The 12,171-nt window shown below is 62.3% G+C and carries 11 protein-coding genes; 6 read left to right on the forward strand and 5 right to left on the reverse strand.

Annotation, left to right across the window (positions count from 1 at the left end; all coding sequences use genetic code 11):
- The first annotated feature begins 6 nt into the window (after nucleotides 1-6).
- The 5 genes from tolB (at nucleotide 7) to ftsH (ending at nucleotide 6,416) form a co-directional block, all read left to right on the forward strand.
- Nucleotides 7-1,362 (forward strand): Tol-Pal system beta propeller repeat protein TolB, encoded by a 1,356-nt coding sequence (gene tolB / locus V0U79_RS05995; protein ID WP_330198569.1) that lies wholly within the window; start codon nucleotides 7-9, stop codon nucleotides 1,360-1,362.
- Nucleotides 1,363-1,534: 172 nt separating this feature from the next.
- Nucleotides 1,535-2,059: a peptidoglycan-associated lipoprotein Pal gene (pal, locus tag V0U79_RS06000; protein ID WP_330198570.1), complete on the forward strand. Its 525-nt coding sequence runs from the start codon at nucleotides 1,535-1,537 to the stop codon at nucleotides 2,057-2,059.
- A gap of 137 nt (nucleotides 2,060-2,196) precedes the next feature.
- Nucleotides 2,197-3,117 (forward strand): tol-pal system protein YbgF, encoded by a 921-nt coding sequence (gene ybgF / locus V0U79_RS06005; RefSeq protein WP_330198571.1) that lies wholly within the window; start codon nucleotides 2,197-2,199, stop codon nucleotides 3,115-3,117.
- Nucleotides 3,068-4,435 (forward strand): tRNA lysidine(34) synthetase TilS, encoded by a 1,368-nt coding sequence (gene tilS, locus V0U79_RS06010; RefSeq protein WP_330198572.1) that lies wholly within the window; start codon nucleotides 3,068-3,070, stop codon nucleotides 4,433-4,435. The genes ybgF and tilS overlap by 50 nt, the downstream gene beginning before the upstream one ends.
- A gap of 55 nt (nucleotides 4,436-4,490) precedes the next feature.
- Nucleotides 4,491-6,416 (forward strand): ATP-dependent zinc metalloprotease FtsH, encoded by a 1,926-nt coding sequence (ftsH, locus tag V0U79_RS06015; protein ID WP_330198573.1) that lies wholly within the window; start codon nucleotides 4,491-4,493, stop codon nucleotides 6,414-6,416.
- A gap of 51 nt (nucleotides 6,417-6,467) precedes the next feature.
- Here the strand turns inward: ftsH and V0U79_RS06020 are convergent, their stop codons facing one another.
- Together V0U79_RS06020 and V0U79_RS06025 are read right to left on the reverse strand one after the other, a co-directional pair.
- A complete protein-coding gene (locus tag V0U79_RS06020; RefSeq protein WP_330198574.1) occupies nucleotides 6,468-7,622 on the reverse strand; it encodes a 3-keto-alpha-glucoside-1,2-lyase-like domain-containing protein in 1,155 nt (384 codons plus the stop codon).
- A gap of 42 nt (nucleotides 7,623-7,664) precedes the next feature.
- Entirely contained in the window at nucleotides 7,665-8,471 is an 807-nt protein-coding gene (locus tag V0U79_RS06025) for an AraC family transcriptional regulator (RefSeq protein ID WP_330198575.1), read from the reverse strand.
- 73 nt (nucleotides 8,472-8,544) lie between these two features.
- Between V0U79_RS06025 and folP the strand changes: the two genes are divergently transcribed.
- The gene (gene folP / locus V0U79_RS06030; RefSeq protein ID WP_330198576.1) at nucleotides 8,545-9,366 is read left to right on the forward strand and encodes a dihydropteroate synthase; all 822 of its coding nucleotides are present in this window, start codon (nucleotides 8,545-8,547) and stop codon (nucleotides 9,364-9,366) included.
- Here folP and V0U79_RS06035 read toward each other — a convergent pair.
- The 3 genes from V0U79_RS06035 to V0U79_RS06045 all read right to left on the reverse strand — a co-directional run bounded on the left by V0U79_RS06035 (nucleotide 9,347) and on the right by V0U79_RS06045 (nucleotide 12,145).
- Nucleotides 9,347-11,197 (reverse strand): ArnT family glycosyltransferase, encoded by a 1,851-nt coding sequence (locus V0U79_RS06035; protein WP_330198577.1) that lies wholly within the window; start codon nucleotides 11,195-11,197, stop codon nucleotides 9,347-9,349. The genes folP and V0U79_RS06035 overlap by 20 nt on opposite strands.
- Nucleotides 11,197-11,946 (reverse strand): glycosyltransferase family 2 protein, encoded by a 750-nt coding sequence (locus tag V0U79_RS06040; protein ID WP_330198578.1) that lies wholly within the window; start codon nucleotides 11,944-11,946, stop codon nucleotides 11,197-11,199. Before V0U79_RS06040 ends, V0U79_RS06035 begins: the two co-directional genes overlap by 1 nt.
- Before the next feature lie 76 nt (nucleotides 11,947-12,022).
- The gene (locus tag V0U79_RS06045; RefSeq protein ID WP_330198579.1) at nucleotides 12,023-12,145 is read right to left on the reverse strand and encodes a hypothetical protein; all 123 of its coding nucleotides are present in this window, start codon (nucleotides 12,143-12,145) and stop codon (nucleotides 12,023-12,025) included.
- Nucleotides 12,146-12,171: the final 26 nt, after the last annotated feature.

The raw sequence follows: 12,171 nt of genomic DNA on the forward strand, positions 1-12,171 counted from the left end.
CCGATCATGACCCAAATTTTCCGCCGCCTTCTCGTCCTGCTCTTTATCGCTGCACCGGTTTCCGCCTTCGCGCAGGAGCCGCTGCAGGTCGACATCACACGGGGCAATCTCGACCCGCTGCCGATCGCCATTCCGGCCTTCATTGATGATGGCAGTGACAATGCGCGCGGCGCCGATATCGCCTCGGTCGTGGCCGCGGACCTGGAAAGTTCCGGCCTGTTTGCAACCGTCGATGAGTCCGCCTTCATCGAGGAGATTCGGGATTTCAATTTGCGCCCGCGCTTCCAGGACTGGCGTCTGATCAATGCCGATGCGCTGCTGATCGGTCAGGTCACGCGCCAGGCTGATGGCCGGCTGCTTGTGGGCTTCCGCCTCTGGGATACGCGCCTGCAGGAACAGCTGATCGGTCTGCAATTCGTCACCGCGCCGGAAAACTGGCGCCGCGTGGCGCACCGTGTCGCGGATGCCGTCTATGAACAGCTGACCGGCGAGACCGGCTATTTCGACACCCGCATCGTCTATGTTTCCGAAAGCATCGGCCCGCGCGGCGAACCGATGCGGCGGTTGGCCTATATGGATCAGGACGGCGCCAATCCGTCCTTCCTGACCGACCGGTCCTACTGGGCCTTGCTGCCGAACTATTCGCCGAGCGCCCAGCAGATCACCTATGTCTCCTTCCTCGACGGGCAGGCCACAACCTATGTCTACGATCTGGAAAGCGGCCGCCAGGAAGCCCTGTTTGCCTCTGGCGGAACCGGTCTTGCGCGGATCGATCCGGACGGTCAGTCCCTGTCGGCTCGCTTCTCGCCGGATGGCGAGCAGCTGGCCGTGTCGATCGAGCTGCAGGCCGGACATGACATCCATCTGTTCGACCTGCGCTCGCGCAGCCTGCGCCGCCTGACCCAGCACCCGGCGGATGATGTCGAGCCCAGCTTTTCACCCGATGGCGAGCGGATCGTGTTTTCTTCCAGCCGCGGTGGTGGCTCACAGCTCTATGTGATCGATGCCGATGGTGGTGGTGATCCGCAGCGGATCTCCTTCGGCGAAGGACGCTATACCGCGCCGGTCTGGTCACCGCGTGGCGATCTGATCGCCTTCGTCAAGCAAAGCGGCGGTCAGTTCTCGCTGGGTGTGCTCGATGCGGACGGTTCGGGTGAGGAACGCATCCTGTTCCGTGGCTATTATGTCGATACGCCGGCCTGGTCGCCGAACGGACGCGTCATCCTGTTCACAAGGGGTGAGCGTGGCCGGGAAGGCACAGAGTATGAAATTTGGAGCATTGACCTGGCCGGATTCAACCTCAGGCGGGCACCGATCACCGGTCAATCGTCCGATCCGGCGTGGTCGCCCTTGATCGAATAGGGTTTTTGGCGTTAGCGTGTTGACCTGCGTGCGGCGGATGCCGCGACTGGCGATCCCGGGCAGCTTTTTTGGTGAACCGGCCCGGATTGTCTCGAAAAAGGCGTAATCGCGCGTACTGGTGGAGGCTCCGGGGGCTGGCAATGGGACCCCGGTGAAGAAGGGAAGTACACCGATGAAATTCAAGTTTGTAATTGTTGCCGCCATGACGGCGATGCTCGCCGCATGTGCGTCGACCCCGCAGGAACCGGTGACCACGACGGAAACGTCGACGCCGCCGCAAACCACGCGGACCGTGGACACGGGCAGTCAGCCGACCGGACCGATCCCGGGCACCACGGACCACTTCGTGGCGACCGCTGGCGACCGTGTCTTCTATGATTTCGATCGCTCGACGCTGACGTCTGCCGGCCGCGAAACGCTGCGCCGTCAGGCGGACTGGCTGAACGCCTATCCGGGCGCCACGATCATGATCGCCGGTAATTGCGACGAACGTGGTACGCGCGAATATAACCTCGCGCTGGGGGCCCGCCGGGCCAATGCGGCACGGGATTATCTGGTCAGCCTGGGCGTCTCGCCCTCGCGCATCCAGACCGTGTCCTACGGCAAGGAGCGTCCGACCTGCCGCGAATCCAGCGAGCGTTGCTGGGCGCTGAACCGGAATGCCATCACCATGATAACCGGTGGTGTAACGGGCTAGATCAGGACGATTGTCCGGAACAACGCCCGCGGATCCAGGTCTGCGGGCGTTTTTCTTTGTTAATCTGGCCGCCGTATTTTTGCCGCCTCAATCGCTTATCCCCCGCCGCATAGGCAAAAGACAGGGATGACCCGACCATGACCCGTATTCTCCTCCCGCTTCTGGCTCTTGTGATGTTTGCTGCACCGGTCGACGCGCAGTCGCGGCGCGAGCTGGCCCGCCGTCTGGACGCGGTTGAAGCCCGCATGGCCGAAATGGACCAGCAGCGCATCTCGCAAATGGATCAGTTGCTGACCCGGATCGGTGATCTCGAATACCAGGTCCAGGAAGCCACGGGCACAATCGAGCGGCTGGAATTCGACAACCGCCGGCTGGGCCAGCGGATCGACGCGCAGGATCGCGAAATCCAGAGCCTGCGCAGCCAGATCGAACAGATGCGCCGCCGTCCGGCCGAGCCGCAATATGATGAAGACGGCAATCTGATCGAGGAAGACGAGGTCACCGATAGCGGGTATTCGCAAACACCAGCTGGGCCCGGGTCCGGTCCGCGTGACCTCACTGGCGGACGTCTGGCCGTGACCGATGAAAACGATCCGTTCGCGAGCGACCGTGCCGCGGCGACCCAGCCGCTGGGTGGCAGCATGGCCTCTGCGGCCGACCGCGCTCCGGTAATGAGCGCTAACCAGGCCTATGGCCAGGCACGCGCCAAGCTTCTGGACGGTGATTTCGACGGCGCCCAGGAGGATTTTTCCAGCTTTATTGCCGATTATCCGGACGATGAGCTGGTGGACGAAGCCTGGTTCTGGCTGGGCGAAACGCATTATGTGCGCGGCGATTATTCCTCCGCCGCAGAAGCCTATATCACCTCGCTGCGCGAAGAGCGGAACGGATCGGTTGCGCCCGACGCGCTGGTCCGCCTCGCATCCTCGCTGGCCGCGCTTGGCCGCAATGACGAAGCCTGCTCGACGCTGGCGCGTTTCTCGCGCGAATTCCCGTCGGCCGGTCCCAATGCCCGTGCCCGCGCCGATCGCGAAGCGCTTCGTGCCGGTTGCCGCTGACCCGCCATTTCCTGATCCCGATGCGATCACGGCCTGCCTGAAAGGGCAGGAGAAGCGAACGCTGGTCCTCGGTTATTCGGGTGGCGGGGATTCCCATGCCCTGCTGCTGATCGCTGATGGCTGGGCCAAGGCGAATGGCGCCACGCTTGTGCCGGTCATTATTGATCATGCGCTGCGGGCCGAAAGCGCCGCTGAAGCCCATCTGGCCGCCGATCGGGCCGAAGCACTGGGCTGGAAATCCCATATCGAGTCCTGGACAGGCGAAAAGCCATCCACCGGTATTCAGGCGGCAGCGCGCTTATTCCGCCTGCAGACATTTGCCGGTGTCGCGCATGAAGCCGGTGCCAGTTCGGTTCTGCTGGGACATACGCTCGATGACCAGACCGAGACGGTCTGGCGGCGCCTGCGGGCCGGCGGGAAGGGCGATTCCCTGGCCGGCATGTCCAGCCTTGATCCCTTTCCCTTGTGGCCTCAGGGCAAGGGGCTGAGCCTTATCCGGTCATTGGTGGGCGCACGCCGCGCGGGCTTGCGCGCCTGGCTCGAAGCGCAAGGCGAAGCCTGGATCGAGGACCCGTCCAATCTCAACCGGGAGTATTCGCGGGTCCGGGATCGCCAGCTGCTGGCCCGGCTGGAACAGCAAGGCTTCGATCCCGCCCGGCTGACCGCACTCGCGCAGCGCTTTGCCGGGCAGGCAGCTTGCGAAGCGGAAGAGGCCGGCCATTGGCTGATGGCACATGCGGAGTTCCTGTCCTGGGGCGGGGTCCGCCTTGAAAACAACCGGCCACCGCTTCGCGCCATGGATGCCATGCGCGCCGCCGTGAGTGGTCAGCCGGGCAGAGACACCAAGGCCGCCCGCCGTCTGTCCGATGCGCTTTCAAGGGGCGAGGCTGCGACCGCGGGCGGGGCGGCGCTGACCCGTGATCGCAGGGGGGCGCTGATGATCCGGGATCCGGGCTTTGTCTCCGGCCGGGCCGATGGCAGCCAGACCGGTGCGATTTCGGTCCGTATCGGGACAGAGACGATCTGGGATGGCAGGTTTTCAGTTACCGGCGAAGGAGTAGAGTTACGGAGTCTTTCCAGCGCATTGCCAGCCGACATCGCCATTGAATTCGGCTCGATTCCATCAGGGCCGGCGCGAGACGGCCTCGCAGCTATCTGGAAAGACAACGAATTTTGCGGACTTTGCGGAACCGATCCGTGCTATGCTGATGCCCGATGGCTGGCGCCTGAGCTGGTCGCGCGCAATCTTTTCGGAGACCGGCCACCGGAGTGGTTCCGGACACAACTGCGCGACCAAACGGCGCAAGGCTCGCATTAGCGCTCATAATGCCCCATATCGGGATAGAAACGGCGTTCAAACGACGGAAGACGAGATGAATTTACGCAATCTGATGATCTGGGCCATCATGATCCTCCTGCTGGTGGCGCTCTTCAATCTGCTGCAGCCGCCGCGCGATGCCGCCGGCAGCAACCAGATTGAGTATTCCCGCTTTATCCAGCTGGTGGAGTCCGATCAGATCAATTCCGTTGTGATTGATGGCGACCAGATTCGCAGCGAAGGCGCGAATCCGGTTCACTCCATTTACCCGGTCGAGGACCAGCAGCTTTACCAGATCCTGCGCGACAATGATGTCGAGTTTGAAGTTGTCCCCGCACCGAGCGGTTTCAACATCTTCGGCTGGCTCCTGAACATTTTCCCCTTCCTCCTGCTGATCGGTGTGTGGATCTACTTCATGCGCCAGATGCAGGGCGGTGGCCGTGGTGGCGCCATGGGCTTTGGCAAGTCGAAGGCGCGCCTCCTGACCGAGAAGCAGGGCCGCGTGACCTTTGACGATGTCGCCGGTATCGACGAGGCCAAGGAAGAGCTTCAGGAAATCGTCGAATTCCTGAAAGACCCGTCAAAATTCCAGCGCCTCGGCGGCAAGATCCCGAAAGGTGCGCTGCTGATCGGCCCGCCGGGAACCGGTAAAACGCTCACCGCGCGCGCTGTCGCCGGTGAAGCCAATGTGCCTTTCTTCACGATCTCCGGTTCGGACTTCGTGGAAATGTTCGTCGGCGTTGGTGCCAGCCGTGTCCGCGACATGTTCGAGCAGGCCAAGAAGAATGCACCCTGCATCATCTTCATTGACGAGATCGATGCCGTGGGCCGCTCGCGCGGTGCCGGCCTCGGTGGCGGCAATGACGAGCGCGAACAGACGCTGAACCAGCTGCTGGTCGAGATGGACGGGTTCGAGGCGAATGAAGGCATCATCCTCATCGCTGCGACCAACCGTCCGGATGTGCTCGACCCGGCGCTTTTGCGCCCTGGCCGCTTCGACCGCCAGGTTGTGGTGCCGAACCCGGATATTATCGGCCGCGAGAAGATCCTGAAGGTCCACATGCGCAATGTGCCGCTATCCGACAATGTCGACGCCAAGGTGATTGCGCGCGGCACGCCGGGTTTCTCCGGTGCGGATCTGGCCAACCTCGTGAACGAGGCCGCTCTGCTCGCCGCGCGCCGCAACAAGCGTCTGGTGTCCATGTCCGAATTCGAGGACGCCAAGGACAAGGTCATGATGGGGCCGGAGCGCCGCTCCATGGTCATGTCCGACAAGGAAAAGGAACTCACCGCCTATCACGAGGCCGGTCACGCCATCGTCGCACTGAACGTGCCGGCAGCCGATCCGGTTCACAAGGCGACGATAATCCCGCGCGGCCGCGCGCTGGGCATGGTCATGCAGCTGCCGGAAAACGACAAGCTGTCCATGACCCACGAGGAAATGACCTCGCGTCTGGCCATCATGATGGGCGGTCGCGTCGCCGAAGAGCTGAAATTCGGCAAGGAAAAAGTGACCTCCGGAGCCGCCTCCGACATCCAGCAGGCCACCCGGCTTGCTCGGGCCATGGTCACGCGCTGGGGCTTTTCCGAAGATCTCGGCCCGGTCGATTATGGTGATGACCAGGGCGAGGTTTTCCTTGGTCAGCAACTGGTACAGTCCAAATCCGTCTCCAGCGAAACCGCTCGCAAGATCGAGGAAGAAGTGAAGGGTCTGGTTCAGGGTGGCATGGACGAAGCCCGCAAGATCCTGACCAAGAAGAAAAAGGAATGGGAGGCTCTGTCCGAAGGCCTGCTCGAGTACGAAACACTCTCCGGAGAGGAAATCACCGAGCTTCTGAAGGGCAATCCGCCGGATCGCGGATCCGATGAGCCACCATCAAAAGACGACATGCCGACGGGATCTGTTCCCGTGACGGACGAGGACGAGGCCGATGACAAAGGCCCCGAAACCTCCGGCGGTCCCGCCCCTCAGGGCGCATAGACAAAAAAGGGCGCCTTCGGGCGCCCTTTTCATATCCGGATATGGCTTGCCCTATTCGACGCTTACACCGGTCCGGTCCGGCAGATCGGCCATGAAGGCCCAGCCGCCGAAGGTTTCCGATACCACTGCGATCAGCTCGTTCTCGCCCTCCCGCAAAGGCAGGCCGACCGTGTCATGCAGTCGGACGCGGCCATAAAAACCGGGATCGCGGGCCTGCCAGCCATTGCCGGCGGCATAAAGCAGCTGGCCGTTAAGGTAGAGCCGGATCCGGTCGCTATAGCCGAAGCGAAGTTCGCGGACACCGGCCGAATCGGCCGTCAGCCGGGTGCGGACCATTGCCGAATTCAGAAGCTGGCTGTGGCTGTTCACGCGCGCCAGATTGGCGGCGCCATTGATATCCACGTCCAGGCTTTGCCATTGATCGTCCGCCGTCGGCAGGGCTTCGGCCTGTGTCACTCCGGCGAAGCGGGATTCCTCGAACGTGCCGGAGACCTCAAAGCGCCGGATCAGTGTCTCTGGCAGATCGGTCGAAAACAGGCCCGCGGGAAGGCCCGGCATGCCTTCAAAGGATTGGACCTCGCCGATAATCTGGTCATCCGGACCCGCCGGACGGATCACCATGTTGGCATAGCGGACCTGCGAGCCGAGGCCGGCGCGCAAGCCGATCGCTCCACTTGCGGCATCCGTCTGCAAGTCCGGCACATGCATCACCGGTTCATTGCTGTCGATGTAGAGGTCCATCCGGTCGCCAATGACGACCAGCTTCACATGCGTCCAGGCCCCGGGCTCGAAATGCACCGCCGCGTTGAAGCGGCCATCAATATACATCTGCCAGCCGGTCACCCCATTGATCACCGGCATGTACTGGACAGCATCAATCTGATCCTGCGCGCCATTGCGCATGTAGAAATCCTCGAAATTACGATCATTCAGCGCCCGGAAGCTGACACCGACAAAGCCGGTGGGCTGGGAAAGCATGTCGAATTCCATGACGAAATCAGCCAGGTCGATATCGTCTGCCCAGATGCGTCCGTCGACCAACATCACCTCGCGGCCCTGATAGGTTTCAATACGGGCCTCGTTTCCAGCCAGGCGCCAGCTCGCTCCGGCAAACTCGATGATCCCGGATTCTGCAGTCTGGGCCATGGCCCCACTCAGCGGCAGCGCCGCGGCCAGCACCAGGGTGGCCATCAGTCTGATTGTCATTTCAAGTCCTCTCGATCGGTCAGATCGGAGCAATCTCGAAACTCAGGCCGCGATTGTATTGGACATTTCGGACTCGGCCCGGCGCTCGGCGTGCAAGCGGGCGGGGCTTTCTGCAGAAAGGGCCCGGGCTTCCCGGATCATGTGGCTCTGATCGGCATAGCCTGCCTCGACCGCAATGCCGGCCCAGTCGGGCCGGGGGACAGTTTCAGCCAGCCTGATGGCGTTCAGATGGCGCAATAGCCGCCCATATTGTTTCGGGGTCATGCCCGTGGCCTGCTCGAAGCGGCGGCGCAACTGCCGGTCGCCAATGCCCAGATGCTTTGCCAGACCCGCGATTGAAACCCGGCCGGCTGATGCCCGGATGCCGGCAGCAGCCCTGTGCTGGAGTTCGTGCTCGAAGCCGGGCCGGATCGTCTGCAAACCATCAGTCAGCGCCCGCGCTACCGCTTCGCTGTGCATCAGCGGCGCCTCGCCCAGCAGGCGTGCGAAATGCTGAACCAGAAGGCGCGGAGCCTCATGGACACCATTGGAAAACTCGCGTGGATCAAGCGCCGCAGCCGCTTGGGCGGCTTCGGGATAGAGCCGCAGACCGATCATGGTCTCCCGTGCCGCTGGCCGGTACCAGCTGGCCCGCGTCAGCCCGCCGGAAATGATCAGATCGCAGCCTGTAGCATCGCCCTGCCGGTCGCGCCGCAGGCGGATCGCCAGCGAGGGCTTGCCATCCGGCAACAAGCGGTGCGCAACGGGATTGTCGCCAGCTTCATAAATCCAGACCGCTTCGCATGACAGGCCCGACTGTCCATCCAGGCGCCATTCACGATACCCGCCCAGGCAGGCATCCGCAGGCATTACGATGGCTCCGGAACTATCCATGCCGCAAAGCTAGCTGGATTTCCGCGCGCAATCCCATCAAGATTTCGCGATGAGTTTTCCACCCTCCCAACACGGACGGCCCATGGTGATGGGCATCGTCAATGTCACACCCGACAGCTTTTCCGACGGCGGCCGGTTTGCTGATGTGGATGCGGCGATCGACCACGCGCTGAAACTGGTGCGCGAGGGCGCAGACATTCTCGACATTGGCGGCGAGTCCACGCGCCCCGGCGCTACGCCGGTCGATGCCGCAACCGAGCTTGAGCGCGTGATCCCGGTGATCCGTGGCATCCGGCGGCATAGCGATGTCGGTATTTCCATCGACACGATGAAGCCGGAGGTCGCGGCAAAAGCCGTTGAGACCGGCGCGACCATCTGGAACGACGTCAATGCGCTTAAAACGCCTGGCGCGGTCGAACTCGCGGCAAAGCTCGGCTGCGGTGTCATCCTCATGCACATGCAGGGTGATCCCCAGACCATGCAGCAGGACCCGGTCTATGAGGATGTTGTCCGCGAGGTCGGCACCGGATTGTCACGGCGCGCGGAAGCGGTGATTTCGGGTGGCGTTTCGCGTGAAAAAATCTGGCTGGATCCCGGTATCGGATTTGGAAAATTGCTGCAGCATAATCTGCAATTGCTGCGCAGCATTTCGGGGCTGTCAAAACTCGGATTTCCTCTTCTGATAGGAGCTTCCCGCAAGCGCTTTATCGGCATGATCGATGAGGATGCGGCGACATCTGACCGGCTTGGTGGATCGCTTTATGCAGCCATTCATGCTGCGCAGCAAAATGCGGCGTGCGTCCGCGTCCATGATGTCCGGGAGACCGTACAGGCCTTCAAGGTCATGGCCGCTATTGCTGCGGCGCGCTGACCCGGCTTTCGTCCAGCGTCAGGATATCGAGGGACAATTCATCCCCCTTCACCAGATTGACGCCGGCGACATGCCCCAGCGTGCGCAGAGCATGGCCTTCAATGGCCGTCATGAACGCCTCCCGCTCGCTGGCATCCACCACGGCAATACCGCAATCACGATAGGCGAGAAGATGGTCCGCCGCCCCGGCGCCATCGGTCAGCGCGGTATGCGTGCCGAGATAGAAGACATTCGAGGGTTCGCGATATCCGGCGGTCGCGGCTGGATAGGCGTCGCAGCCCTGAAGTCCTTCGACAATCGCGTGAACGCGGCTCGACGGCCAGGCGGCTTCCACTGACGGGATCGCAAAGCCGAATGCGAAGAGATAGGTCAGGGCGGCAAGGCCGGTCACAGGCACAATCCGGTCAATATCGGGACGCAAGGCCAACCAGCCAATTGCGATAACCGCGACGATTCCCGTGCCCAGGGCGATATAGGCAAACATCAGCTCGTCATCGCCCAGTTCGATCGCGCCATAGATCGGGATGGCGGCGATCACCAGCCCGGCGATCATGGCAGTCCCGATCCAGGCAAAGTGCAGGGTTTTCGACTTCCAGCCGGTCAGCAATTCACCGATACGCGACAGGCCGATACCCGCCAAAAGCGCCAGCGCCGGAAAGGCTGGCAGCACATAGTGCGGCAACTTGGTCTGGACGAATTCGAAGACGATCCAGGTCGGCAGCGCCCAGACGATCAATAGGCGTACATCCGGAGATTTCCGCCCGGCCCAGCCCGCCAGTATGGCCAGCCCCAGCAGCGCCGAGCCCGGCCAGAATATGGCGGGCGACAACATGGAATGATAAAGGAAGGGCCCGCCATGGCTGTCATCCGCTTCGCCGACCTTGCCGAACAGGGCGTGGCCCACCGATTCCTGCAGGAAGCCCCAATCTGTGGCGATATTGATGGCAATCAGCCAGGGCAGGGCGATAGCGGCCAGTACGGTCAGCCCTTTCAGCCAGTGGAATTTGCCAAGCGCCGACCGCGTCTCCTGGTCCCGGATCAGATCGAAGACAAATATCCCGGCCAGTCCGCCCATCATCACCGCAATTCCGCCGGGCAGGAATTCCAGCCCGAGAAGCTTCAGAACCTCGATCACGACGGCAAGACCGAAAAGGCTGAACAACCAGTTCGCATGGTGTTTGAACGCGAAATAGCCCAGCAGCGTCAGCGCCGAGACCATGGTGATGATCGGCCCCTTGATCATGATCGCCGCACCGCTGGCCGCCCAGAACAGGAGTGGCCAGCCGATGAATTTCAGCCGCTCACCGGCCTCGGCCTTCAGCAACATCATGATCAGCCCGATCTGGGCGAGCACACCGGCCGCCAGCAGCATGCCGTCAGTCTTGGCGGTGCGGGCCTCGACCTGGCTCATCAGGGCGACGGCCAGTAACAGGCCGGCGGTCAGCCCGACCTGGGGCCCGAATAATCGCGCGCCCAGCCAGGCTGTTCCGAAGACGGCGATCAGCATGCCGATCAGGGAGGGCAGGCGGAAGGCCCAGATATCTGCATCCGCTCCGCCGAAGGGCAGGGCGGACAAGACCTGCATCCAGTAGATCCCGGCCGGCTTTACATGCCGTGGATCCTCCTGGAAGCGGATATCGACATAATCGCCGGTCTCCATCATCTGGGTGGCGGCTTGCGCATAGCGCGCTTCGTCCCGGTCCATCACCGGCTGGGAGGACAGGCCCGGCGCCATCGCCAGCAGCGCAATCAGCGCCAGAACGAGCCAGGCCCGGTAGGTCAGGCCCCAACGGGATTCGCCTGAAAACAGCCAGTTCGACAGCGCCTGCATCAGTCGTCACTCCGCGGGGCGAACAATAATTCGCGGGCTGGAATGTGCGTGCGCCGCATCAGCCAGTTCACGCCCATCAGATCGAAGAAACCGGCCACCGCCCGGCCGAGATTGGTATATTTCGTCTCGCCGGAAATCCGCGCCCGGTTCACCACATCCACATAGATCTGGTCAAAGCCCAGATAGCGCGTCAGCGGCGGCAGATAGCGGTGCAGCGAGTCGAAAAAGGGCAGGGCCAGAAACAGATCGCGCGGGATGACTTTCAGACCGCAGGCCGTATCCGGACACTCATCGCGCAGCATGGCGCGGCGGATGCCATTGCCGATTTTCGACGCCCATTTGCGGTTGGCGCCATCAGTGCGGTTGGTCCGGCACCCACAGACAAGCGCGGGTTCATCCAGAGAAGTGAGATCAATCTTCGAAACCATGTCGACAACGGATTGCGGATCGTCCTGACCGTCTCCGTCCATGGTGGCCACCCAGAATGTGTCAGCGGCCAGAAAACCGGTGCGCAGGGCGGCGCTTTTGCCGGCGCGGTCCGGATGCCGGATGGCGATGAGCTGAGGATATTTCGGCTCAAGCGCCGCCAGTTTCTCCCAGCTTGCGTCCGTCGAGCCGTCCTCGACGGCGATGATACGGAAGTCTTCGAAGGCAGAGGAAAACACCTCGACGGCCTCGGCCATCACGGCATCGATATTGCCGGCTTCATTGTGTACCGGAATGACGATGGAGATCTGACCTGCCTGCATGCCCCGCCCGCTCGGATTGTTCACCGTCTGGATAGCGGGTTTCGGGCTGCGGGGATACCGCTAGCTGACAGCTTTTCTAATCATCGAGAGCGTGCTGCTTGTAGAGCGCTTCTAGCCGCGCAACCACCGGGTTGCGGACAATGTCCGGCACCTTGAAGCGGATGGTCTGAACGAAATCCTCATTCTGAACCATGTCCATCAGATGCGGAAACCCGGATTCGCCGT

Origin of the sequence: Hyphobacterium lacteum (genome assembly GCF_036330345.1) — a bacterium.
GTDB lineage: Bacteria > Pseudomonadota > Alphaproteobacteria > Caulobacterales > Maricaulaceae > Hyphobacterium > Hyphobacterium lacteum.